Source organism: Nocardiopsis exhalans, from assembly GCF_024134545.1.
GTDB classification, from domain to species: domain Bacteria; phylum Actinomycetota; class Actinomycetes; order Streptosporangiales; family Streptosporangiaceae; genus Nocardiopsis; species Nocardiopsis exhalans.
On record NZ_CP099837.1, the window covers coordinates 986,905 to 1,009,902 of the forward strand.

Here is a 22,998-nt window from a genome sequence, read left to right on the forward strand (position 1 = left end):
GGTGACAGTCCGGGGCGGGTCGGGAAAGGGGCTGGTGGGGCGGGTGTGTGCGAGGGCCTTCTTCTGGGGAGGTGAAGGGACATGAGTCTGGAAGAGGCATCACGTCAGCTGGAAGCCGCTATCCACGATGCGCGGGTCTCGTTCGACTGCATCCTGTTGGAGGAACTGGACCGGGCACACACCAACGCCATCACCGCCCGGGCCGCCGTGGATGCGGCCGAACAGGCGATCCGGGTGGAGTTGGAGAGGCGGACGGCCGAGGAGACGGACAAGGAAGAGGCCGACAGCCCCGACTGATCGGAGGAATCCCCGATCTCGGGGCTGTGGATATCGAACATGTTTTCGAACAACGGGTATGCTGTGTGGTATGCCCGATCAGTCCCTGACGCCGGACTGGCCCGCGAGTGTGCACCCACCCGGGTCGGACTCCTTCGAGCGGACGGCCCTGGAATGGTTGTTCGACCACGTGCCGGCCGATTACCGGTTGCACGGGGTCCTGCGGCGCCACCCCGCGGCCCTTTCCCGGCTGGCGCGCCAGTACGTCTCCGCGGCACTGGAGGCGGCCCGGGAGGGGTACCGCACGGCCCGCGTGGACCTACGCGACCAGTTGCCGCCGCACGCCCTCGACCAGGTCATGAACGCCTACCTCGCGGAGGGGCAGCGCACCGCGGACGTCCTCCGCGCCGTCGAGGCGGTGGACGGGGCGCTGCGCGCCTCGGTCCCGGACGGGGGCCGCCATGAGTGAGCCCCCGCGTGATTTCCCGGACGGGTTCCGCAAGCGGCCTGTCGGTTCGCTGGAGTGTTCGGGCGGTTCTCCGCAACGGCCCAGCGGTTCCCCGAGACCACCAGGCGGTTCGCCGCAGCGCTCAGGCGATTCCCTGAGACGGTCAGGCGGTCACCCGGACCAGGACGGCCACCTCGTCGCCGGTGTTCACCAGGTAGTGGTGGTCCTGCGCGGCGATGCCGGTGCCGCTCACCACGCGGGTCCGCCCGAGCGCCAGCTCGGCGGCCGAACGCATCTGACCGTCGGCGCCGGAGGTGATCAGGTGCGCACGACCACTGACCAGGTGCAATACCTCCATAGTGTGCGGGCGGTCGGAGCGCCGGGCCGGGCCGGGCACGAAGCTGTTGGGTTCGAGGGCGACCGTGGTCACCCGGAACCGGCCGCTCACGTGCCGTCGGGCGCTGCGCGGGGCGGGCTGCCAATGGCCGCGCCGGGTCGGCCACAGGGTCGGCCGGAGCAGCGAGGAAGCGGCGCCGCGGGCCGCGGAGACCAGCTGTCCGAGAGTGGGCAGGCGGCGTTCGCTCAGGTGGGCGTAGCCGGAGGTGCGACCCGCGTCGATCACGTCGCCGATCCCGTCGAGCGAGACGGACGCGGCGCGCGGGTGGGGAGTGTGCTCGGTCGTGCCGGGGCGGAGAGCGGTCGTCGCGGAGGCCTGCTGGGGCATCGTGAGAAGATCCTTCACGTGTACGCGGCCGGGTCGTGTGACCGGGGCCGCGGGTATGTCGTCAGAGGGCCCCGGCAGTGCCGGGGCGGCAGGGGCGGCCGCTCCGAACGTGCGTTCGGAGGGGAGAATCACCCAGGTGGAGCTCGCTCGCGGGCCCGTCACACCAGAGGGTGGAGGCCGCTCACGGACTGGTCGGGCGGGGTCGGTCGACTCAGACCCCTCGGCTACGACTCAGTGACGACAACACGGACACGCCGCACGGGCCAGGTGGCAGGAGACCCAGGGGGTCGTACGAGCCGTGGCGTCGGTGCGGGTGCGCGGATACATGAAAGTAAGGAGACCAGCAAAGCCGGTCGTGCGTCAAGCGAACGCCGGAAATCGTGCGTGTCGTACAGCTCACCGGTCCGCCCGGAACATGTTGCGGGCGGCGCCCGGTGGTGGTGACATGTGGAACCCGAGAACACGGCGCGTCCGCCGGTCCGGGACCCATCCCCCAGTACAGCCGTAGCGACAGGAGTGGCCGTGCAGCCGTCCGTCCCCAGAGGGCAGCCTTGAGCCCCCAGGCACCGGGCCTGTGGGCGCGTGTACTGGTGCGTGCCCTCGTCGTGGTCGCCGCCGGTGTGATGGCGCTCGGCTTCCTGGGGCCCGAGGCAGCGCTGCTGGTCGCCTTCCTGACCGTGCTCACCTACGTGCTGCTGTGGGCGCGTTCCCGCTACGCGGGCTTCCTGTTCGTCGATCCGGGGCCCGACCCCGGCCCCGAACCGCCCGAAGACCCCGCCACCGACCCGGACGGCCAGACGGACCCCCCGCGCGGCCCCCGCCCTCGGAACCCCCCGGACTGAGATCACATTCCCCGCGAGTACGGCGCTGAGAAGAGCGCCCCGTGCAGATCAGAGGCGCTGCGGGGAGAGCGGGCAGCGGCGTGTCTTTCACCGAACCGGGGGGTAGCACCCCGTCCGCGGCGTAGATTCTAGGGCTATGACGGACCGGGATCTTCTGTACGTGCTGAGCTCCGGCCGGGTCCCGCCGGCGGACGCCTACAGCAAGCTCCTCGACGCCTATGGAGAGGAGCTGTACCGGCGTTGCATCCTGGTCCTGCGGGACAGGGACGCCGCGCACGTCGTCCTCAGAGACACGCTGATCGTCGCCCGCGCGCACATCGGCCGACTGCCGGACCCCGAGCTCCTGGGGGAGTGGCTGCACGCGGTGACGGAGGTCGAGTGCGTGCGGTACCGGCAGCTCCGCGCGCCCTGGCCCGGCGACTGTCGGCCCCTGTCCCTGCCGGAGCGGACGGAGATGGTCCGGGCCAGGGTCCTCAACGGGATGAGCGGCCCCGAACTGGACGGCTACCGCACCCACGTCGCGGCCCGGGCCGACCGCTTCGGCGATGACGGCTTCCCGCTGCGGCCCGAAACTCCGCGGTTCCCGGCCGGGCTGTCCCTGGTGCCGCTGATCGTCGCTGTGCTGTGCGCGCTGCTGGTGCTCGCGCTGGCCGGTTACGCGCTGGTCCGCGACCCCGTCCACGAACTGGGCACGGACGACGTGCTCCTGAGCTGTGCAGACCCGCAGGGAGTGGCTCGGGCATGACGAAGGCCCGGCGGGGAAAACCTGCCGGGCCTGACAAAGGCAACCGAGACGCGTGGTGGCGTCGGGGGTTACTTGTCCTCGTTGGTGATGATGTGCGAGGAGTCGCCGTGCATGCCGGCCTCCTCGGCGCGCTTCACCGAGGCGATGATCTCCTGCTCGGCCTCGTGGCGGCCGACCCAGCTGGCGCCCTCGACGGACTTGCCGGGCTCAAGGTCCTTGTACACGGTGAAGAAGTGTTCGATCTCGAGGCGCTCGAACTCGTTGACGTGGTGAATGTCACGCAGGTGCTCCTGGCGCGGGTCCGTCGCCGGAACGCACAGCAGCTTGTCGTCGCCGCCCGCCTCGTCACGCATGCGGAACATGCCGATGGCGCGTGCCCGGATCAGGCAGCCCGGGAAGGTCGGGGCCTTGAGCAGGACAAGAGCGTCCAAGGGGTCGCCGTCCTCGCCGAGGGTGCCCTCGACGAAGCCGTAGTCGGCGGGGTAGGTCGTGGAGGTGAACAGCATGCGGTCGAGACGGATACGACCGGTCTCGTGGTCCACCTCGTACTTGTTGCGCTCCCCCTTGGGGATCTCGATCGTAACGTCGAATTCCATGCTGATCTCGGCTCCCAATGCGACTAATGTCGCCGTATAACTACAACGTCAGACCGCGACACCGAAGGAAGGGCAGGTGCCCCGGGTGCGACGGGTACGAGGCGAGGCGTTCCTCGCGCTGGCCCTGCTCAACATATTCGTGCTGATCACCGGGTTCGTCGCCCTGGACGTGATCGAGGCACGACCGCTTCCGGCGGTGCCCAACCCCGTCACGCACGCCGACGGCGTGGCGGCGGTTGCACCCGCGGCCCCGACTCCGGCGGACCCGGCTCGGATCGCGGACATTCTTGATGATCCCATGTCATCCTCCGGGCTTGAGGAGGGCCTCTCCGGTTACGTGGTTGACGGCGTGACGGGAGAGACACTCTTCGAACGGGACGCGGACACCCCGGTGACCCCGGCGTCGACGACGAAGATCGCCACGGCGGTCACCGTTCTGGATGCCGTCGGCCCCGACCACGTGCTGCGGACCGAGGCCTATTTCGATCCCGGAGCGAACCGCGTGGTGCTGCGTGGTGGGGGCGACGCGACACTGACCGCCACCGCCGACCCCGCAGCTTACCCGCAGGCAGCGACCCTGTCGGAGCTCGCCGAGGACACCGCTGCCGCCCTCGCCGGCCTGGGGGCGGACGCGGTCTCGGTCGGCTACGACGACTCCCTGTTCACCGGATCGGAGACCGGACCCGGTTGGAAGCCCAACTACGTCACCGAGGGCAGCACGGCGACCATCCACGCGCTGATGGTCGACAGCGGCCGGGTGGACCCGGACGTGTCCACCCGCTCCCCGAACCCGCCCCTGGCCGCAGCGGAGGCCTTCGCCGACCAGTTGGAGCGGGCCGGGCTGACCGTCGAGGGCTCCCCGGCCGAGGCCGAGGCCTCGGGCGATCCCGTCGCCTCCGTGGACTCCATGCCGATGAGCGCCCTGGTCGAGTTCATGATGCTGGCCAGTGACAACAACATGGCCGAGTCCATGAGCCGGATCGCCGCCCTGGAATTTGGTGAGGAACCCTCCTTCGCGGGAGGCGCGGCCGCCACCCACCGGGTGATGGACGACCTGGGCATCGAGGGGGTCAGCCTGTCTGACAACAGTGGCCTGAGCACAGAGAACCGCATCACGCCGCGTGCCCTGGTCCAGCTGGTCAAGGCGGCCGCCGACGAGCCCCGGTTCAACGCGGCCGTCACCGGCCTGCCCACCGCCAACTCCACCGGCACCCTGGCCGGGCGCTACTCGGAGTTCTCCAGCTCCCACGACGCGGCGGGCCTGGTCCGCGGCAAGACCGGAACCCTGGACGGGGTGAGCACCCTGGCCGGGACCATCCACGACCGGGAGGGCAACGTGTTCGTGTTCGCCCTGATGGCCAACAGCGCCGGAGCCTCCGGCCCCCAACTCGACACGCTCGCCGCGGCCCTCAGCCGGTGCGGTTGCTCGTGACATTTTGGGCCTCCGCTTCGCTTTGGCCCGCCCGTCGCCCGCCACCGCCCTCAACGGGCGCGCTGGCGCGCGACGGTTCTTCCGCTGTTCTCCGCCTTTGCGGAGGGATTGGGGTTTGAGCAAGCACAGCATCCTCGCCTGCGCCCACCCGTCGCCCGCCACCAACCCTCAACGGACGCCTGCGGCGCAGTCTTGTCTCTGGCTCGTTCCTCGCTAGCGGCTTGTCTCGTCTTGCACTGAGTTGCAGAAGATCGGCCTCCCCGGCGAACGAACGCAAAAGAACCCCCCTTGGGGCGAGCGTCTGCGCAGGCCATGGGGCCGGGGCTTTCGGCCGGTCTCAGGGGAATCCCTGGGCCTGCCCTGAAATAGCGCCCTGATCCCCGTGCTCACAGGCGACGCGTGGGTAGGCTGGCCGTGTGACTGTGATCGACTGGGACGTAGCCGTCAACACCGGTGTCCGCCTCGTGCGCCCTGGGCCGCAGGTGGACCTGTCCGACGCACGGCAGGCCGTGGCGCAGTTGCGCGAGCTTTCCACCGTGGCGGCCGGGCATGTGCGCGAATTCACCGGAATGAACCCCCTCGAACCCTCCGGGCCCGCGGTCATTGTTGACCGCCCGGGATGGATTCGGGCCAACGTGGACGGGTTTCGGGTTGTTCTCGAACCCGTGCTGGAACAGATGGGTGCCGAGAGGCTGAACAACAGCCCGGCCGGGAACCTGACCTCCGCGGTCGGTTCGCGGATCACCGGGGTGCAGCTCGGAGCGGTCCTCTCCTACCTGGCCGGGCGGGTCCTCGGCCAGTACGAACTCTTCCTGCCACCGGACCCGGACGGCAGTTCGCCGACCGGTCGCCTGACCCTGGTGGCGCCCAACATCGTCAACACCGAACGTGAGCTGGATGTCGACCCGCGCGACTTCCGGCTGTGGGTCTGCCTGCACGAGGAGACCCACCGGATGCAGTTCACGGCCACGCCGTGGCTGCGCCAGCACGTCCAGGAGCTCATGCAGGAGCTCCTGCTGTCCACCGAGATGGACGCCTCCGACCTCATCGACCGGCTCCGGCAGGCGGGCGAGGCGGTGGCCGACGCGGTGCGGGGCGGCGAGGGCAACCTGCTCACCGCCTTCCAGACCCCGGAGCAGGGCGAGCTCATGGATCGCATTACCGCGGTGATGAGCCTGGCCGAGGGACACGGCGACTATGTGATGGACGCCGTCGGCCCCGAGGTCGTGCCCTCGGTGGAGACCATCCGCGCCCGTTTCCAGAAGCGGCGCCAGGCGCCCAACCCCCTCGACCGGGTCATGCGCCAGCTCCTGGGCATGGACCTCAAGATGAAGCAGTACGAGGAGGGTGCCGCCTTCGTGCGGCAGGTCGTCGCCCAGGTCGGGATGGACGACTTCAACAAGGTGTGGACCTCGCGCGAGACGCTGCCCACGCTGGCGGAGATCCGCAGCCCCTCGCAGTGGATCGAACGGGTCGTGCGGCCCGCCGCCATCACGGAGTGAGCGGTCCGCCCCCCGCCGTGGCCGCCGTCCGTTCGTCGGTCCGGCGGGTGCTCTCCGACCTGCCCCGGGGGACCACCGCGCTGGTGGCGTGCAGCGGCGGGGCCGACTCGCTGGCCCTGGCCGGCGCGGCGGCCTTCGAGGCGCCCAAGCTGGGGATCACGGCGGGCGGCGTCACTGTCGACCACGGGCTCCAGGAGGGTTCGGGCGATCGCGCCGAGAAAGTGGCCGAAGTACTGCGCGGGCTGGGTCTGGACCCCGTCCGGGCCGTCGCGGTGCGGGTCGGCGGGGGAGGCGGTCCCGAGGCCGCGGCCCGGCGGGCCCGTTACGACGCCCTGGACGAGGCGCTCGCCGAGCACGCCCCCGCGGTGGTCCTGCTCGGCCACACCCTCGACGATCAGGCGGAGACCGTCCTGCTCGGGCTGGCCCGCGGTTCGGGCGCCCGCTCCCTGGCCGGGATGGCCCCGCGCACCGGCGACTACCTGCGCCCGCTGTTGGACCTGGACCGCGCCACCGTCCGCGAGGCCTGCTCCCTGATGGGTCTGAGCCCGTGGGAGGACCCGCACAACCGCGACCCGCGCTTCGCCCGCTCCCGGGTGCGCCACGAGGCGCTGCCCGCCCTGGAGAGCACCCTGGGCCCGGGGATCGCGGCGGCCCTGGCCAGGACCGCCGCCCTGCTGCGTTCGGACGCCGACACCCTGGACGCGCTCGCTGACACCCTCCACGAACAGGCCCGAGAGGGCGCGGCCGACGGAAGCCTGGCCGTGGCGCCGCTGGAGCGCGCCGAACCCTCCCTGCGCACCCGTGTTCTGCGCCGCGCCGCCCTTGAGGCGGGCTGCCCGGCCGGCGCGCTGAGCGCACGCCATGTACGTGAGCTGGATCGCCTGGTCACCGCATGGCGGGGACAGGCCCACATCGACCTGCCCGCCGGGATCCGGGGGCGCCGCGCAGCAGGTCGCGTCCGCTTCGAACGCTGAACCGGGCGCTGACTCCGCGGTCCCGGGCAGCCCGTCGGGCACCGTGACCTCGTTCGGCACGTTTATCCTGGTTGCCGCAAACGGGGAACCCAGCAGCGAGGAATCAGCGTGGACGCTAAGGACATGGGCCAGGACCTGGAGAAGGTCCTGGTCACCGAGGAAGAGATCAAGGCTCGCCTGGTTGAGATGGGCGCGCAGATCGACGCGGACTACGCGGGCAAGGACCTGCTGATCGTCGGAGTGCTCAAGGGCGCGGTCATGGTCATGGCCGACCTCGCGCGGGCGCTGCACAGCCCCGTCGCCATGGACTGGATGGCCGTCTCCTCCTACGGGGCCGGAACCACCTCGTCGGGCGTGGTGCGCATCCTCAAGGACCTGGAGACCGACATCAAGGACCGTGACGTCCTGATCGTCGAGGACGTCATCGACTCCGGTCTGACCCTCTCCTGGCTGGTGGGCAACCTGAAGTCGCGCGGCCCCAGGTCCGTGGAGATCTGCACCATGGTCCGCAAGCCGCTCGCCTTCGACGTCGACCTCGACGTCAAGTACATCGGCTTCGACCTGCCCAACGAGTTCATCATCGGCTACGGGCTCGACTACGCCGAGAAGTACCGCAACCTGCCGTTCATCGGCACCCTCGCCCCGCACGTCTACGAGAAGTAGCGTTCCGGCCGCCCTGCCGGGCCCGTGAGGTCCGGCACGGCGGCGTCGGCGGCGACCGCTGCGGGAACAACGGAACGGGTCGCCGTCGTTGCCTTCATGACGGCCCCGTTGCCCGGCCCGAGCGGTGTACCCGCTCCGCGCGGCGAGGTGTACCGTCGAATATCCCGGCGTCATCGCAGGGAGCACGTGTCCGATAGGTCCTGCTTCGGAAAGTCCTCTGGGGCGGGCGGCCTGGTCAGGAGGGACGGACCCGACAGGGTTCCGCTCACATGAATCTGAAGCGTTTTTTCCGCGGCCCGTGGATCTGGATCCTGGCTGTCGCCCTCATGCTCGTCATCGGCTTCCGCGTGTTCGACGTGGGCGGTGGTCCGCAGCCCGAGGAAACCGATATCTCGACGGTCTACCAGCTCATCGAGCAGGACCAGGTGGACAATGCCGAGATCATCGACCGTGACCAGCGCATCCTGCTGACCGACACCAGCGATGACATCCACGAGGCCTACTGGGTCGAGGGCCAGGGCCTCCAGCTGGCCAACATGCTCCAGGAGTCCAGCGAGAACCCCGACGGGAACCTGGACTCCTACGAGGTCTCGGTCGCGACCACACCGATCTGGACCACGGCCCTGTTCAGCCTGCTGCCGCTGATCATCATCATCCTCATCTTCTGGTTCATCTTCAGCCAGATGCAGGGCGGCGGCTCGCGGGTGATGCAGTTCGGCAAGTCCAAGGCCAAGCTCATCACCAAGGACACCCCGAAGAACACCTTCGAGGACGTGGCCGGTGCGGACGAGGCCATCGAGGAGCTCCACGAGATCAAGGAGTTCCTGCAGAGCCCGGAGAAGTTCCAGGCGATGGGGGCCAAGATCCCCAAGGGTGTCCTGCTGATGGGGCCGCCCGGAACCGGTAAGACCCTGCTGGCCCGCGCCGTCGCCGGTGAGGCCGGGGTTCCCTTCTACTCCATCTCCGGTTCGGACTTCGTCGAGATGTTCGTCGGTGTGGGCGCCTCGCGGGTGCGCGACCTCTTCGAGCAGGCCAAGACCAACGCCCCCGCGATCATCTTCATCGACGAGATCGACGCCGTCGGCCGCCACCGCGGCGCCGGCATGGGCGGCGGGCACGACGAGCGCGAGCAGACCCTCAACCAGATGCTGGTCGAGATGGACGGCTTCGACGTCAAGGGCGGTGTGATCCTGATCGCCGCCACCAACCGCCCCGACATCCTCGACCCGGCCCTGCTGCGCCCGGGCCGCTTCGACCGTCAGATCGTCGTGGACCGCCCGGACATGGACGGCCGCAGGGAGATCCTCGCCGTCCACGCCAAGGGCAAGCCGATGGCCGACGACGTCGACTTCACCGTCATCGCCCGCCAGACCGCCGGGATGACCGGTGCGGACCTGTCCAACGTCATCAACGAGGGCGCGCTGCTGTCGGCCCGCGCGGACAGCAAGGTCATCACCCACGCGGTGCTGGAGGAGGCCATCGAGCGCGTGATGGCCGGTCCCGAGCGCAAGACCCGCGTGATGTCGGACCGCGAGAAGAAGGTCATCGCCTACCACGAGGGCGGTCACGCCCTGGTCGGCCACGCGCTGCCCAACTCCGACCCGGTCCACAAGATCACGATCCTGCCGCGCGGCCGCGCACTCGGCTACACGATGTCGGTGCCGACCGAGGACAAGTTCCTCACCTCGCGCTCGCAGATGATGGACCAGCTGGCCATGATGCTCGGCGGTCGCGCCGCCGAGGAACTCGTCTTCCACGAGCCCACCACGGGCGCGGGCAACGACATCGACAAGGCCACCAACCTGGCCCGCAACATGGTCACCGAGTACGGCATGAGCGAGCGCCTGGGCGCCCGCAAGTTCGGCTCCGGCAACACCGAGCCGTTCCTGGGCCGGGAGATGTCCCACGCCCGCGAGTACTCCGAGGAGATCGCCTCCATCATCGACGAGGAGGTGCGCCGCCTCATCGAGTCCGCGCACGACGAGGCCTACGAGGTCCTGGTCGAGTACCGCGACGTGCTCGACGAGCTGGTCGTGCAGCTGCTGGAGAAGGAGACGCTCACCAAGAGCCAGGTGCTGGAGATCTTCGCGCCGGTGCGCAAGCGCCCCTCGCGTGGCTCCTACACCGGCTACGGCAAGCGCATGCCCTCCAACCGGCCCCCGGTCCACTCCAAGAAGGAGCTGGCCGCGCTGAACGGCGTCGAGATCCAGGGCTCTTCCACCAACGGCCAGCTTCCGACGGGGCCGTCCACCAGCACAGAAGGAGACCAGGCGTGAGCGAGGACCTGCCCGCCAGACGCGTGGACCGGGAGCGCATCGCCCGCGCGGTTCGGGAGATCCTCATCGCGATCGGGGAGGACCCGGACCGCGACGGCCTGACCAAGACCCCCGAGCGGGTCGCCCGGGCCTATGAGGAGCAGTTCGCCGGGCTCGGCCAGAAGCCCGGTGACGTCCTCACCACGGTCTTCGAGGCCGACCACGAGGAAATGGTCCTGGTCAAGGACATCGAGTTGTACTCGACCTGCGAGCACCACCTCGTGCCGTTCTACGGGGTCGCGCACGTGGGCTACATCCCGGGCGCGCACGGTCGCATCACCGGGCTGAGCAAGCTCGCCCGGCTGGTGGACGTCTACGCTCGGCGCCCGCAGGTCCAGGAACGCCTCACCGGCCAGGTCTCGGACGCGATCATGGAGCACCTCGACCCGCGCGGCGTGATCGTGGTGGTCGAGGCCGAGCACCTGTGCATGACCATGCGCGGGGTGCGCAAGCCGGGGGCCAAGACGGTCACCTCCGCGGTGCGGGGCATCTTCCGCAGCAGCGACCGCACCCGGTCGGAGGCCATGAGCCTGATTTTGGACCGGCGCTGAACCGGACAGGCGCTGCTCCGGAGGCACTGATCCGACAGCGCTGATCCGGTGCCGCGACGGCGTCCGGACACACTCTGACAACACCCGCCGAGGGGCCGGGGGCCGTGTGCCCCCGGCCCCTCGGCGTACGCGTAGGGTGATGCGCATGGCGTCGAAACACACACTTCCGGGGCTGCCCGACCGCGGGCGGTGCCTGGTCATGGGGGTCGTGAACGTCACCCCCGACTCCTTCTCCGACGGCGGGTCCTGGTTCGACCCCGAGCGTGCGATCGAGCACGGCCTGCACCTCGTCGAGGAGGGCGCGGACCTCGTCGACGTGGGCGGTGAGTCCACCCGTCCCGGCGCCCAACGGGTCTCGGCCGCCGAGGAGCTGCGCCGGGTCGAGCCGGTGGTGCGTGAGCTCGCCGCGCGCGGGATCGCGGTCAGCGTCGACACCATGCGGGCCGAGGTGGCCGCGAGCGCGGTCGAGGCCGGTGCGGTTCTGGTCAACGACGTCAGCGGCGGCCTGGCCGACCCGGAAATGGCCCGACTCGTCGCTTCTTCCGGTGTCGCCTACGTGTTGATGCACTGGCGTGGGCATAGTCATGACATGCAGAGCCGTGCCGTGTACACGGATGTTGTCCAGGAGGTCCTCGATGAGCTCCGCGACCGTATGGAGGCCATGATCAGCGCAGGTGTCGACCCCGGCCAGATCGTTCTGGACCCGGGGCTGGGATTCTCCAAGCGTCCGGAACAGGCGCACAACTGGGCGCTGCTCCAGCATCTCGACCGGTTCCACGAACTGGGCAGACCCGTCCTGGTGGCGGGTTCGCGCAAGCGCTTCCTGAGCCGGCTGCTCGGTGACGCCAAGGGCGAGGACCGGCCCTTCGTCGAGTGCGACGCGGCCACCGCGGCGGTGACCACGCTCTCCGCCGACCGGGGTGCCTGGGCGGTGCGGGTGCACGACGTCCGGTCCAACGCCGACGCGGTGCGGGTGGCCGCGGCCTGGGTCGACGGCGGTGCCGCGCTCGAAGAGGGCCGGGACCGAACCGTGAACCGGAGCGGCCTGTGAAGTCCCGTCAGGAGGTCATGGAGCGCGTCGCCGAGGCCAACGCGCAGTTCTACAGCGCGATCGAGAACGGCGACATCGACCTGATGCGCACCGTGTGGGCGGAGGAGCACGAGGCCCCCGACCTGGTGTGCGTCAACCCCGGCTGGCCGCTGCTGCGCGGCCGCACCGAGATCATGCGCGCCTGGTCGCTGATCATGGCCAACGTGACCTACATCCAGTACGTACTCACCGAGACGCACATCGGGGTCGGCGGCGACATCGCCATGGTGACCTGCGAGGAGAACGTGCTGACGGCCGAGGACGGCAGCCCCGGGTTCGTGGCGGGCGGGCAGGTGGTCACCACCAACCTGTTCGTCGACACCGAGCAGGGGTGGCGGTTGTGGTCGCACCACGCCTCGCCGGTGCTCATGGAGGACGACGACGAGACGGAGGCCGAGGACTGATGCGGGACCGCATCGAGCTCCGCGGCCTGACCGCCCGGGGCCACCACGGGGTGTTCGACTTCGAACGCCGCGAGGGCCAGGACTTCGTGATCGACGCCGTGCTCCACCTGGACACGGCGCCCGCCGCGGCCAGCGACGACGTCGGCGACACCGTGCACTACGGCCTGCTCGCCGACAAACTGGTCGCGGTGGTCACGGGTGAGCCGGTGAACCTGATCGAGAAACTCGCCGAGCGGCTGGCCGGGGTGTGCCTGGCCGAACCGCTGGTGGAGGGCGTGGAGCTGACGGTGCACAAGCCGTCGGCCCCCATCGAGCACGAGTTCGCGGACGTGGCGGTCACCGTCACGCGGGGAAAGAGGGGGCAACAGTGAGGTCGGAGGCCACCCGTGCGGTGCTCTCCCTGGGGTCCAACCTCGGGGACCGGATAGCGACCCTCCAGGGCGCCGTGGACCTGCTGGTGGCCGGTGCGGGCGTCACGCCCGTGGCGGTGTCGCCGGTCTACGAGACCGCCCCGGTGGGCGGGCCCGAACAGGGATCCTTCCTCAACGCCGTCCTGGTCGTGGACGCCGAGGGCGAGCCGAAGGAGCTGCTGGAGCTGGCGCAGTCGGCGGAGCGCGCCTTCGAACGGGTCCGCGAGGTCCGGTGGGGGCCGCGCACCCTGGACGTGGACGTGATCGCCTTCGGCGGTCTGACCGACGACGACCCCGAGCTGACCCTGCCGCACCCGCGCGCCCACCTGCGCGCGTTCGTTCTGCGCCCCTGGCTGGACACGGACCCCGCCGCGGTCCTGCCCGGCCGGGCCCCGGTCGCCGTCCTGCTTGCCGGGGTGGAGGAAGCGGACACCGGCGGCGAACAGCGGCTGAGGCGCCGGGAGGACCTGCGGCTGCGGCTGCCGGGGGAGGCGGAGCGTGTCGGGTGAGGGCGGGGGCACGCTCACCCCGACCGGGTGGCGTGTCCCGGTTCTGCTGGTACTCATCGGCGCGATGGCCGGGCTGCTGGTCACCAATGCGGTGAGCGGTCTGCCGATGATGCCGTGGTCGGCGATCCCGACCCTGCTGCTGCTCGCCTTCGCCGAGGCCTTCACGGCCGGGCGCACCGCACGCCGCATCCGGCGGGAGCCGGGGACCGAACCGATCGAGCCGCTCAGCGCGGCCCGGCTGGTGGCCCTGGCCAAGGCGAGCGCGCTGTTCGCCTCGCTGGCCCTCGGGTACTTCGCGGGGACGGCGCTCGCGGTCACCGAACGGCTGGACCTGCCCAGCCACCGCGAGGTCTTCCTCACCGCGCTGGGCACCGCTCTGGCCGCCGGACTGCTGCTGGCCGCCGCCCTCTACCTGGAGTACGCCTGCCGGGTGCCGGAGAACGACGAAGAGGACCGCGACGACACGCCGGGCCCCGCCTGAGCCGTGATCTTGCTACTGGTAGCAAGTTCGGCGCCTTGGGTTTTCGGTGGTACAGCGCTTCTGGCGGCAAGATCACGGGAGGGGGAGGGCGGGGGAGCGGCCGAGCCGGTTCGGGCGGGGCTTGCCCGCTGATGGTTGACTGAGGCAGTGGACACCAGTGAACCGACACCACCGCGAGTGGAAGAGAACCGGGAGCGGCCGGCCGAGGGCGAGCCGGAGCGGTCGGCGGACGGGCTCCAGGTGCGGCCCGGCCCCGTGGACGCCGCGGACGAGGCCCACGTCGGCTCCATGGACGACGCCTTCGCCGCGCCCGCGGACGCGCCCTGGCAGCGGCTTCCGACCGCGTTGGCCTGGTACCGCCGACTGGTGACCGGTGCGGCCTGCCTGGCGGTGGGCGGCGGGGGCGTGCTGCTTCTGCTCCTGTGGGGCCAGCCACTGCTCGCCGGGGTCTGGGCGGGGCTGCTGCTGGTGACCGCCGTCGTCCTGTGGTTCCTGGCCGGGCGCTTCCAGCGGTCCTGGGGGTACGCCGAGGCCTCCGCCGAGCTGTACCTCACCTACGGGGTGCTGGTCCGTCAGCTGGTGGTGGTCCCCTACGGCCGGATGCAGGTCGTGGACGTCACCGCCGACCTGCTCGAACAGGCTCTGGGGATCGCGACCGTGCGGGTGCGGACCGCCGCGAGCACCGCGGACACGCGCGTGGTGGGGCTTCCGCTCGCCGATGCCGTCCAGCTGCGCGACCGGCTCGCGGCGCGCAGCGAGAGCTTCTCAACGGGGTTGTAAGTGCACGGACCGCCGCAGCATCCCGGGCCCCCGCCGTACGGGGCCCCGCAGCAGGGACCTCAACCGTCCGGACCTCCTCGGCCTCCCGGACCGCAGCCTGGACCTCCCGGACCGCCGCCCGGCCAGCCGCCCGTTTGGGGGCCCGCGATGCTGCCACCGCCCCACGCCCGGGGCGGGCCGCCGCCGATGCCGCCGCCGCGGCCCCAGCAGGTCGCCGACGTCACCACCGGGGTCTTCCGCGCGCACTGGCTGATCATCCCGTTCCAGGTCATCGCGGTCACCCTGGTGTTCGTGGCGCTGGTCGGGCCGATCCTGACCCAGTTCGGCTTCGCCTGGGTGCTCGTACTGGCCGTCGCGGTGGTGTTCGGCTCCCTCGCCTATGCCCTGCCCGCCTGGTGGTACGGCTCCTTCGGGCTGCGCGAGGACCACCTGGTCGTGCACAGCGGGCTGCTCATGCGCAGTTCCCGGGAGATCCCGCTGAGCCGTCTCCAGGCGGTGGACGTGGTGCAGCCCCTGCTGATGCAGGTGTTCGGGCTGGCGGAGCTGCGGATCGAGCTGGCCGGCGGTGACGGGAGTGCCATCCGGTTGCGCTGCCTGCGCCGGAAGGTGGCCGAACGGCTGCGGGTGGCGGTGCTGGCGCACGCCGCCGGACTGCCGGGCCGCTCGCCCGAGGCGCCTGAGTGGCCCTTCTACCGCCTCCCCTTCCTGCTGCTCCTGGGCGCGCTCACCTTCCGGGTGCCGGTGCTGCTGTCCTTCATCCTGCTGCTCCTGCTGGTCACGGCGTTCCTGGTGTTCCTCGAACCCGGGGTGCTGGGCGGGGCCGTCCCGCTCCTCCTCGGGCTGCTGCGCTACTACTGGGGCCCGCTGGCCCGCTACACGGACTTCTACGCTTCGCTGTCCTCGGACGGGCTGCGGCTGCGTTACGGGATGTTCCAGCGCCGCATGCAGACGGTCCCGCCCGGCCGGGTCCAGGCCGTGCGCGTGGTCGAGCCGCTGCTGTGGCGGGCCCTCGGCGTGGCCAGGGTCGAGGCGACGGTGGCCGGGTACGCGGGGGCGCGCCAGGGTGACTCCACGGACCTGCTCCCGGTCGCACCGCTCGGGCGGGCGTATTCGCTGGTGAACGAGCTGTTCCCGGAGAGCGAGGCCGCGATGGTGCCGCTGGTGGTCAACCGCGCTCTGCTGTCGACCGCGGCGGGGACGGACGAGCGGCTGTTCGTGAGCGTGCGCGGGCTGTTCTGCCGGGTGACGGAGATCGTCCCGGTCGAGCGGATGCAGACGCTGCGGCTGTCGGCGGGGCCGATCGCGCGGATCAGGGGGAGGGTGACCGTCGACGTGGACACACCTCCGGGGCCTGTCGCGGCCCGTGCCCCGGCCCGGGAAGCGGTGCAGGGACGTCGGTTCCTGGACGCTCTGGTGGAGTACGGAAGGCGGGCCAGAGTGCCTTCGGCGGGCACGGAACGGTGGGCGACTCGGGCAACCATGCACGGAGAGTCGGTGACCAAGCGGTACGAGGGTGAGGAATCGGAGGATCTGAAGGGTGACACCCCCGAGAGGTGAGTGTGGCGTGTGTCACATAATGATGCCCAGGGGGTTCCAGTTATGGGTTTCATGTCCGACATGTCTGCTCACTCATGGTGATACTTCCAGGTCAGGGCTGCAAAATTCTTCCGCGTTCTGGTCACGTGCGGCGACCGAGTGTGGCTAAATAGTGGTGAACACGTTGAGTGTTCACTGTCATACACATCGTCAACGTTATCGACCGGTTGGCACCCCTGCTCTCCGGTCCGACGGGAGAAACACATGCTGAAGAAGGCTCTCGCCGCCACGGCCATCGCCGCTGCCGCTGGCAGCGTCCTGTTCGCCGGCGCCCCGGCCATGGCCAACAGCAACGTCTTCACCTCCGGCAACGGCAGCATCCTCGGCGGCAACCAGATCGTCGCCGACCTGGACGTGCCGATCAACGTCTGCGGCAACGCCATCGCCGTCCTGGGTGTCGCCGGTGCTTCCTGCACCAACTCCGACGCCAAGGTGCTGAACTAGCGGCACTCTGACTTCCCGGCCCTGGCGGGCGGGGGTGTCCAGTCGGAGACGTCCCGACTGATCCGACCCGGCCTGGGTCAGCGAGCTTTTCGCGCAAGGGGCGCCACTCTGTGACGACGGAGTGGCGCCCTTTTCTGTGTTTCAGGGGGGCGGCCTGTGTTTCAGGGGTGCGGCCTGTGTTTCAGGGGCGCGCCCTGTTTTTCGGGGCGCAGTCCGTGCTCGGAGATCGGGTGCACGCCCGGAAACGGCATTGGTGCCTGACTGCAACCCGGATGGGCGGTGACGCTGCGCGCACGTCGGGAGTGCCGAACTCACCGCCTTTGTCCGGAACCCGCCCGTGGTGTTCTGGCACCCAGTGTGAGCATGGGTGGATTTTCTGTGATCAATGCAGTTCAGGGCATGTTCATGAGGCTTCCGCGTCGGTAATTTCTTTCTCGGCGCCCCCGGGCGCCACCGTAGAGTCACTGCGAATCCGGACGGTCCCCCGCCCGGATATTGAAGGAGACAAAGTAGTGCTGAAGAAGACGCTCGCCGCCGGTGCCGTGGTCCTCGCCTCCGCCGGGGTCCTCCTCTCCGCCGCCCCGGCCGCGGCGCACGCTGGTGCCTGGACCTCCGGCAACGGCTCCAACGCCAGCGGGAACATCTCCTACATCAACGGCGTGCACAACACCAACGAAGGCTGCGGCAACTCCAACGCCGTCCTCGGCCAGTCCCTGGGCTCCTGCGTCAACTCCGGGGTGATCATCCAGAACTAGTTGCCGGGTCCCCTCTGACGAGAGGGGTGCGGTGGACACCCGCGGGGGTGGGCGACGGTGCCCACCCCCGTTCGCGTGGTACGCCCGGCATGGGCAGTTGCTTGAGGGTGAAAGTCCCTTGCGGGAGGAGATGGTGCCAACCGCGAGCCGGAGGCAACGGCGTCATCGCGAGGTGGGGTCGGAAGGAAGCCCGAGGCGAAACCCTGCACTGAGGAACACGAACCGTGTATGAGGCAGTCCGACCGGGGTGAGCCAGCCACGGATGGCGAAGCCCGTCACCGTCAAGACGGTCGGGGTGTAAACACGGCAGGCGTAGGGGGAAAGTGGCTGTTCTTATCCGGGGAGGTCTGTCTGGGTGTCGGTTTGCTGAGTTGTCGCTGCGCCGACGGGTCCGCTCGCAAGGGTGGGTCTGACCAGGCAGAAGTCAGCAGAGGCCATAGTACTGACCGGCAGGTCAGGAAGGGCTGAACGTCGAGTGGAGCAGAAGGAGGGGGCTTGCTCGGTTGGGTCGTAATGATCGCTGTAAGCCGGTCTGAGAGCCGGTCCACCGTGGGGCGGAGAGGGTGCATTCCCTCAGAGCTGCTTCATGCTGGTGCGTAGGCGGCCACGGCGCAGTTCCCAAGAGCTGGATCCATGGGTCCGGGCCTTGATGGCCGGGCCGGTCGTCGTCTGAGACGGCTTGACGAACCGCCAGGTGCGGGCCCGCATGCCTGGTGGTGTGGGAGGCGGGTCGGGTGACCCGACCCGCCTACCCGATTCCGACCTGTGCCCGAACCCTCCGCCGGGGGCGGGGCGGCTGGTCACCGGTCCGGGAGGGCTATCGTGTGCTCAGACGGTGCGGGGAGAAGCGGACGCACCGGACTATGAGGGGACACGGAACATGGAGACGACAGAGGCGCGCCCCGCGCGCCTGCGCGTCGGCGTCGTCGGGGCCGGCCGGGTCGGCTCAGCCCTCGGCAACGCCTTGGCGCGGGCCGGACACAAGGTCGTGGCCGCCTCGGCGGTCTCCGAAGCCTCGGTCGCCAGGGTCGAGGGACGCCTGCCCGGCGCGCGGATCCTCGAACCCGCCCAGGTGGCCGAAGCCAGTGACCTCGTTCTGCTGACGGTCCCCGACGACGCCCTCCCCGACCTGGTCGAGGGCCTGGCCGCCACCGGCACCGACCTGCGCGGCAAGATCATCGTGCACGCCAGCGGCGCCCACGGCTACGGGATCCTCGCCCCCGCCACCATCGCCGGGGCCCTCCCTCTGGCCCTGCATCCGGCGATGACCTTCACCGGCCGGGACGAGGACATCGACAGGCTCGCCAACTGTGCCTTCGGTGTGACCGCGCCCGAACAGCTCCGCCCCATCGCCGAGGCCCTGGTGGTCGAGATGGGCGCCGAGCCGGTGTGGATCGCCGAGGACAAGCGCACCCTCTACCACGCGGCCCTCGCGGGCGGGGCCAACCACCTGGTCACCCTGGTCGCCGACAGCGCCTCCCTGCTCAGTGCGGCCGGGGTTCCCGAACCGGGCCGGATGCTCGCACCCATGCTCAGCGCCGCCCTGGACAACGCCCTGCGCCTGGGCATCCACGGCCTCAGCGGGCCCGTTCTGCGCGGTGACGCCGGAACCGTGGCCGGACACGTGGAGCAGCTGCGCGAGACCGCGCCCGAGAGCGTGGCCAGCTACGTCGAGCTCGCCCGGCTCACCGCCGACCGCGCCATCAACGCGGGGATGCTCAAACCCGAGGACGCCGCACGCCTGTTGGACGTCCTGCGGCGCTGACCGCCCACCGCGACCAGCACGATTCTCACTGCCCTCACTGCCCTCACTGTCCTCAGTGTCCCGCGGCACCGGCGGACGCACGGGTACCGGGCACCGGCCCGGACACGATGCGGCCCAGGCAGACCAGCAAGGAGAGAACCATGACCGAAACCGCTCCGCCCGGATCCTCGGGCAGGCCAGCTGGCGCTCCCGCCGTCGTCCGCACGCCCGCGGAACTGCGCCGGGCCCTGGCCGACGCGGGCCGGGTGGGCCTGGTCCCCACCATGGGAGCCCTGCACGGCGGCCACCGCACCCTCATGCGGCTGGCCCGTGAACAGGCCGACACCGTGGTGGTCAGCATCTTCGTCAACCCGCTCCAGTTCGGCCCGAACGAGGACCTGGACCGCTACCCGCGCGACCTGCCCGGCGACACCGCGCTGTGCGGTGAGGAGGACGTGGACGTGGTCTTCGCCCCTGAGGTCGCCACCATGTACCCGCTTCCGCAGATGGTCACCGTCGACGCGGGCGCCATGGGCGAACGCCTGGAGGGCGCCTCCCGCCCCGGCCACTTCACCGGTGTGCTCACCGTGGTCTCCAAGCTGTTCAACCTGGTCCGCCCGGATTTCGCCGTCTTCGGTGCCAAGGACGCCCAGCAGATCGCCCTGGTCCGCCGCCTGGTCGCCGACCTGAACCTGCCCGTGGAGATCGTCGGCGCCCCCACCCTGCGCGACCCCGACGGCCTGGCCTCCTCCAGCCGCAACGTCTTCCTTGACGCCGCCCAGCGCACCAGTGCCCTGGCCCTGTCCCGGGCCCTGCGCACGGGCGCCGAGGCCGCGCCCGCGGGCGCCGAGGCCGTCCGCGAAGCGGCTCGCGCCGTCCTGGACGAGGCCGCCGAGGCCACCCCTCCGGTCGAGCTCGACTACCTGGCGCTGGTCGACCCGGCCACCTTCGCCGACGCCCCCGCCGACCACCGGGGCGAGGCCGTCCTGGCCGTCGCCGCCCGGGTGGGCACCACCCGACTCATCGACAACGTGTCGGTCACCCTCGCGGAAAGAGACCCCAGATGAGCTCTGCCGGACAGACCCGGATCGAGGCCCCCGAACCCAGTTGGGCCGTCCGCGCCGACGTCGCGGTGGTCGGTTCGGGGATCGCGGGTTTGAGCACCGCCCTGCGCTACGTGCGGCGCACCGGGTCGGGCCGGGTCGTCCTGGTCACCAAGGACCGGCTCTCCACCGGCTCCACCGCCTACGCCCAGGGCGGTATCGCCGCGGCCATGGCGCCCGAGGACGGGCCGGTCGCCCACATGGTCGACACCCTCCTGGCCGGGGCCGGACTGTGCGACCCCCACGCGGTCAACGTTCTGGCCACCGAGGGCCCCGACGCCCTGCGCTGGCTGATCGGCCTGGGCGCGGAGTTCGACCGTGACGACGACGGCGAGCTCTCCCTGACCCGCGAGGGCGGTCACCGCGCCGACCGGGTGGCCCACGCGGGCGGTGACGCCACCGGCGCCGAGATCCAGCGCGCCCTGGTCCAGGCCGTCCTGGCCGAGGAGCGCGTCGAGGTCGTCGAGCACGCCATCGCCCTGGACGCCCTGCGCGACCCGGGCAGCGGCGCGGTGCACGGCGCCACCCTGCACGTCATGGGTGAGGGGAAGCGCGACGGCGTCGGCGCCGTCCTGGCCCCCGCGGTCGTGCTGGCCACCGGCGGCATGGGGCAGGTCTTCGCCGCCACCACCAACCCGCCCGTGTCCACCGGGGACGGGCTCGCCCTGGCCGCCCGGGCCGGGGCCCGCCTGCGCGACCTGGAGTTCATCCAGTTCCACCCCACGGTCCTGTGGCTGGGCCCGGACGCGCGCGGCCGCCAGCCGCTCGTCTCCGAGGCCCTGCGCGGCGAGGGCGCCTACCTCGTGGACGCCGAGGGTCATCGGATCATGGAAGGGGTGCACGAGCTCGGCGACCTCGCCCCGCGCGACGTCGTGGCCCGCACCATCGCCCGAACCATGGCCGAGCAGGACACCGATCACGTCTACCTGGAGACCCGCCACTTCGGCCGGGCCACCTGGGAGAAGCGGTTCCCGACCATCCTGGCCTCCTGCCGCGCCCACGGCATCGACCCGCTCGACCGGACCATCCCGGTCGCCCCGGCCGCGCACTACGCCTCCGGCGGCGTGGAGGTCGACATCGACGGCCGCACCGGGGTCCCCGGCCTGTGGGCCGTCGGCGAGGTCGCCCGCACCGGCGTGCACGGGGCCAACCGCCTGGCCTCGAACTCCCTGCTGGAGGGACTGGTCTACGCCGATCGGATCGCCACCCGGCTGGCCGACGCCCCGGCACGGGATTCGGGTGAGGCGCAGCCCCTGGGCATGACCACACCGTTGGTCGACCCGGCCACCTCCGCCACGGTCCGTACCCTGATGTCCCGCGACGCCGGGGTCCTGCGCACCGGCGAGGGCCTGGCCGAACTCGTGGCCCGGCTCGACGACCTGGCAGCCCCCGCCGAGCACGTCGCCCCCGACGTCGCCGCCTGGGAGGCCACCAACCTGCTCACCGTGGCCCGCCTCGTGGCCGCCGCCGCCCGGCACCGCACCGAGAGCCGGGGCTCCCACCAGCGCGCCGACGCACCCGAACCCCGACCCGAGCTGCGCGTGCGGCCCGTGGTCGTCCGACTGGAAGGGGACTCGATCGTGACCACCGACGAGACCTGGCAGCCCTCCCTCCCGCCCGCCCTCGTGGCCGAGCTCGACACCATCGCCTTCCCCCTCGCCCGGCCGGAGGCCCCAAGCGAAGGGCACGTCGAGGCGCGCGCCGAGTTCACCCTCCCGTGGACCGCCCCGCACCAGTCCCACGTGGACACCGTCCGCCGCGCCCTGGCCGAGGACCTCACCGCGGGCCCGCGCATCGACGTCACCACGGTGGCGACCATCCCCGCCGACCAGGTCCGTACCGCCCACGTGGTGGCTCGCGCAGACGGCACCGTCAGCGGCCTCCCCCTCGCCGAGCTCGTCTTCTGGCTGGTCGCCGAGGGCGCCCTGGAGGTCTCCCGGCAGGCGTCGGACGGTGACTCCGTCAAGCGCGGCGACGTCCTCATGACCGTCACCGCCCGCACCCGCGACCTGCTCACCGCGGAGCGCACCGCGCTGAACCTGCTCACCCACATGTCCGGCATCGCCACCGCCACCCGCACCTGGACGGACGCGGTGGTCGGGACCGGAGCGCGCATTCGGGACAGCCGAAAGACCACCCCGGGGCTGCGCGCCCTCGACAAGTACGCGGTGCGCTGCGGCGGCGGGGTCAACCACCGCTACAGCCTCAGCGACGCCGGACTGATCAAGGACAACCACGTGGTCGCCGCCGGGGGAGTGGGCGCGGCGGTCCGCGCCATCCGCGAGCGCTTCCCCGACCTTCCGCTGGAGGTCGAGGTGGACCGGATCGACCAGATCGAGGACGCGCTGGCCGCCGGGGCCGAGGAGATCCTGCTCGACAACTTCACTGTGGAGCAGCTGACCGAGGCGGTGGCCCTGGTCAACGGCCGGGCCCGGCTGGAGTCCAGCGGCGGACTCACTCTCGACGTCGCCGCCGACGTCGCCCGCACGGGTGTGGACTACCTGGCCGTCGGCGCGCTCACGCACTCCAGCCCGGCACTGGATATCGCGCTCGACCTGTTGTGATCGGCCCACTTGGTGGAAGATTCCTTTGGTACACACCAATTCGACCAGTG

At 70.8% G+C, this 22,998-nt stretch carries 24 protein-coding genes; 22 read left to right on the forward strand and 2 right to left on the reverse strand.

Features of this window, described 5'->3' with window-relative positions; translation table 11 throughout:
* Positions 1-81 precede the first annotated feature (81 nt).
* On the forward strand, positions 82-297 hold the full coding sequence (locus NE857_RS04410) for a hypothetical protein (RefSeq protein ID WP_017578806.1): 216 nt from the start codon (positions 82-84) through the stop codon (positions 295-297).
* 58 nt (positions 298-355) lie between these two features.
* Positions 356-745 (forward strand): hypothetical protein, encoded by a 390-nt coding sequence (locus NE857_RS04415; RefSeq protein WP_254419927.1) that lies wholly within the window; start codon positions 356-358, stop codon positions 743-745.
* Between the two features lie 142 nt (positions 746-887).
* Here the strand turns inward: NE857_RS04415 and NE857_RS04420 are convergent, their stop codons facing one another.
* Positions 888-1,448 carry a hypothetical protein gene (locus NE857_RS04420; RefSeq protein WP_254419928.1) on the reverse strand — a complete coding sequence of 187 codons (561 nt, stop codon included), beginning with the start codon at positions 1,446-1,448 and terminating at the stop codon, positions 888-890.
* 551 nt (positions 1,449-1,999) lie between these two features.
* Between NE857_RS04420 and NE857_RS04425 the strand changes: the two genes are divergently transcribed.
* Both NE857_RS04425 and NE857_RS04430 read left to right on the forward strand, forming a co-directional pair.
* Complete coding sequence (locus NE857_RS04425) at positions 2,000-2,290, forward strand: hypothetical protein (protein WP_254419929.1); 291 nt, start codon at positions 2,000-2,002, stop codon at positions 2,288-2,290.
* A gap of 136 nt (positions 2,291-2,426) precedes the next feature.
* The gene (locus tag NE857_RS04430) at positions 2,427-3,035 is read left to right on the forward strand and encodes an RNA polymerase sigma factor (RefSeq protein WP_254419930.1); all 609 of its coding nucleotides are present in this window, start codon (positions 2,427-2,429) and stop codon (positions 3,033-3,035) included.
* Between the two features lie 68 nt (positions 3,036-3,103).
* Here the strand turns inward: NE857_RS04430 and NE857_RS04435 are convergent, their stop codons facing one another.
* Entirely contained in the window at positions 3,104-3,631 is a 528-nt protein-coding gene (locus NE857_RS04435; RefSeq protein WP_193374412.1) for an inorganic diphosphatase, read from the reverse strand.
* A gap of 76 nt (positions 3,632-3,707) precedes the next feature.
* Here NE857_RS04435 and dacB point away from each other — a divergent pair, with 76 nt between their 5' ends.
* From dacB to NE857_RS04530, 18 genes are all read left to right on the forward strand, one after another.
* Complete coding sequence (gene dacB, locus NE857_RS04440) at positions 3,708-5,063, forward strand: D-alanyl-D-alanine carboxypeptidase/D-alanyl-D-alanine endopeptidase (RefSeq protein ID WP_254419931.1); 1,356 nt, start codon at positions 3,708-3,710, stop codon at positions 5,061-5,063.
* Between the two features lie 422 nt (positions 5,064-5,485).
* Positions 5,486-6,565 (forward strand): zinc-dependent metalloprotease, encoded by a 1,080-nt coding sequence (locus tag NE857_RS04445; RefSeq protein WP_254421862.1) that lies wholly within the window; start codon positions 5,486-5,488, stop codon positions 6,563-6,565.
* A complete protein-coding gene (tilS, locus tag NE857_RS04450; RefSeq protein ID WP_254419932.1) occupies positions 6,562-7,539 on the forward strand; it encodes a tRNA lysidine(34) synthetase TilS in 978 nt (325 codons plus the stop codon). The genes NE857_RS04445 and tilS overlap by 4 nt, the downstream gene beginning before the upstream one ends.
* A gap of 108 nt (positions 7,540-7,647) precedes the next feature.
* Entirely contained in the window at positions 7,648-8,202 is a 555-nt protein-coding gene (gene hpt, locus NE857_RS04455; RefSeq protein ID WP_254419933.1) for a hypoxanthine phosphoribosyltransferase, read from the forward strand.
* Positions 8,203-8,471: 269 nt separating this feature from the next.
* Positions 8,472-10,478 (forward strand): ATP-dependent zinc metalloprotease FtsH, encoded by a 2,007-nt coding sequence (gene ftsH, locus NE857_RS04460; protein WP_254419934.1) that lies wholly within the window; start codon positions 8,472-8,474, stop codon positions 10,476-10,478.
* Entirely contained in the window at positions 10,475-11,068 is a 594-nt protein-coding gene (gene folE / locus NE857_RS04465; RefSeq protein ID WP_254419935.1) for a GTP cyclohydrolase I FolE, read from the forward strand. The genes ftsH and folE overlap by 4 nt, the downstream gene beginning before the upstream one ends.
* A gap of 145 nt (positions 11,069-11,213) precedes the next feature.
* Positions 11,214-12,119 carry a dihydropteroate synthase gene (gene folP / locus NE857_RS04470; protein WP_254419936.1) on the forward strand — a complete coding sequence of 302 codons (906 nt, stop codon included), beginning with the start codon at positions 11,214-11,216 and terminating at the stop codon, positions 12,117-12,119.
* The gene (locus NE857_RS04475) at positions 12,116-12,562 is read left to right on the forward strand and encodes a nuclear transport factor 2 family protein (protein WP_017578793.1); all 447 of its coding nucleotides are present in this window, start codon (positions 12,116-12,118) and stop codon (positions 12,560-12,562) included. The genes folP and NE857_RS04475 overlap by 4 nt, the downstream gene beginning before the upstream one ends.
* Positions 12,562-12,933, forward strand: a complete 372-nt coding sequence (gene folB, locus NE857_RS04480; RefSeq protein WP_254419937.1) for a dihydroneopterin aldolase — start codon at positions 12,562-12,564, stop codon at positions 12,931-12,933. The genes NE857_RS04475 and folB overlap by 1 nt, the downstream gene beginning before the upstream one ends.
* The gene (folK, locus tag NE857_RS04485; protein WP_254419938.1) at positions 12,930-13,481 is read left to right on the forward strand and encodes a 2-amino-4-hydroxy-6-hydroxymethyldihydropteridine diphosphokinase; all 552 of its coding nucleotides are present in this window, start codon (positions 12,930-12,932) and stop codon (positions 13,479-13,481) included. Before folB ends, folK begins: the two co-directional genes overlap by 4 nt.
* Positions 13,471-13,962: a DUF3180 domain-containing protein gene (locus NE857_RS04490; RefSeq protein WP_254419939.1), complete on the forward strand. Its 492-nt coding sequence runs from the start codon at positions 13,471-13,473 to the stop codon at positions 13,960-13,962. The genes folK and NE857_RS04490 overlap by 11 nt, the downstream gene beginning before the upstream one ends.
* A gap of 288 nt (positions 13,963-14,250) precedes the next feature.
* Positions 14,251-14,742 (forward strand): PH domain-containing protein, encoded by a 492-nt coding sequence (locus tag NE857_RS04495; protein ID WP_254421863.1) that lies wholly within the window; start codon positions 14,251-14,253, stop codon positions 14,740-14,742.
* 147 nt (positions 14,743-14,889) lie between these two features.
* Entirely contained in the window at positions 14,890-16,299 is a 1,410-nt protein-coding gene (locus NE857_RS04505; protein WP_254419940.1) for a PH domain-containing protein, read from the forward strand.
* Between the two features lie 243 nt (positions 16,300-16,542).
* Positions 16,543-16,782 carry a chaplin family protein gene (locus NE857_RS04510; RefSeq protein WP_017578787.1) on the forward strand — a complete coding sequence of 80 codons (240 nt, stop codon included), beginning with the start codon at positions 16,543-16,545 and terminating at the stop codon, positions 16,780-16,782.
* A 512-nt stretch (positions 16,783-17,294) separates the two neighbouring features.
* Positions 17,295-17,537: a hypothetical protein gene (locus NE857_RS04515; RefSeq protein ID WP_017578786.1), complete on the forward strand. Its 243-nt coding sequence runs from the start codon at positions 17,295-17,297 to the stop codon at positions 17,535-17,537.
* Positions 17,538-18,417: 880 nt separating this feature from the next.
* Entirely contained in the window at positions 18,418-19,302 is an 885-nt protein-coding gene (locus NE857_RS04520) for a Rossmann-like and DUF2520 domain-containing protein (protein WP_254419941.1), read from the forward strand.
* Positions 19,303-19,442: 140 nt separating this feature from the next.
* Entirely contained in the window at positions 19,443-20,348 is a 906-nt protein-coding gene (panC, locus tag NE857_RS04525) for a pantoate--beta-alanine ligase (protein ID WP_254419942.1), read from the forward strand.
* Complete coding sequence (locus NE857_RS04530) at positions 20,345-22,948, forward strand: L-aspartate oxidase (RefSeq protein ID WP_254419943.1); 2,604 nt, start codon at positions 20,345-20,347, stop codon at positions 22,946-22,948. Before panC ends, NE857_RS04530 begins: the two co-directional genes overlap by 4 nt.
* The last annotated feature ends 50 nt before the right edge of the window (positions 22,949-22,998 follow it).

What these genes read in the sequence shown, in the direction of transcription:
- NE857_RS04410 (WP_017578806.1), top strand. Translation starts at nt 82, where the DNA reads ATGAGTCTGGAAGAGGCATCACGTCAGCTGGAAGCCGCTATCCACGAT.
- NE857_RS04415 (WP_254419927.1), top strand. Translation starts at nt 356, where the DNA reads ATGCTGTGTGGTATGCCCGATCAGTCCCTGACGCCGGACTGGCCCGCG.
- NE857_RS04420 (WP_254419928.1), bottom strand. Translation starts at nt 1,448, where the DNA reads ATGCCCCAGCAGGCCTCCGCGACGACCGCTCTCCGCCCCGGCACGACC.
- NE857_RS04430 (WP_254419930.1), top strand. Translation starts at nt 2,427, where the DNA reads ATGACGGACCGGGATCTTCTGTACGTGCTGAGCTCCGGCCGGGTCCCG.
- NE857_RS04435 (WP_193374412.1), bottom strand. Translation starts at nt 3,631, where the DNA reads ATGGAATTCGACGTTACGATCGAGATCCCCAAGGGGGAGCGCAACAAG.
- ftsH (WP_254419934.1), top strand. Translation starts at nt 8,472, where the DNA reads ATGAATCTGAAGCGTTTTTTCCGCGGCCCGTGGATCTGGATCCTGGCT.
- folP (WP_254419936.1), top strand. Translation starts at nt 11,214, where the DNA reads ATGGCGTCGAAACACACACTTCCGGGGCTGCCCGACCGCGGGCGGTGC.
- folB (WP_254419937.1), top strand. Translation starts at nt 12,562, where the DNA reads ATGCGGGACCGCATCGAGCTCCGCGGCCTGACCGCCCGGGGCCACCAC.
- NE857_RS04495 (WP_254421863.1), top strand. Translation starts at nt 14,251, where the DNA reads ATGGACGACGCCTTCGCCGCGCCCGCGGACGCGCCCTGGCAGCGGCTT.
- NE857_RS04505 (WP_254419940.1), top strand. Translation starts at nt 14,890, where the DNA reads ATGCTGCCACCGCCCCACGCCCGGGGCGGGCCGCCGCCGATGCCGCCG.
- NE857_RS04510 (WP_017578787.1), top strand. Translation starts at nt 16,543, where the DNA reads ATGCTGAAGAAGGCTCTCGCCGCCACGGCCATCGCCGCTGCCGCTGGC.
- NE857_RS04520 (WP_254419941.1), top strand. Translation starts at nt 18,418, where the DNA reads ATGGAGACGACAGAGGCGCGCCCCGCGCGCCTGCGCGTCGGCGTCGTC.
- panC (WP_254419942.1), top strand. Translation starts at nt 19,443, where the DNA reads ATGACCGAAACCGCTCCGCCCGGATCCTCGGGCAGGCCAGCTGGCGCT.
- NE857_RS04530 (WP_254419943.1), top strand. Translation starts at nt 20,345, where the DNA reads ATGAGCTCTGCCGGACAGACCCGGATCGAGGCCCCCGAACCCAGTTGG.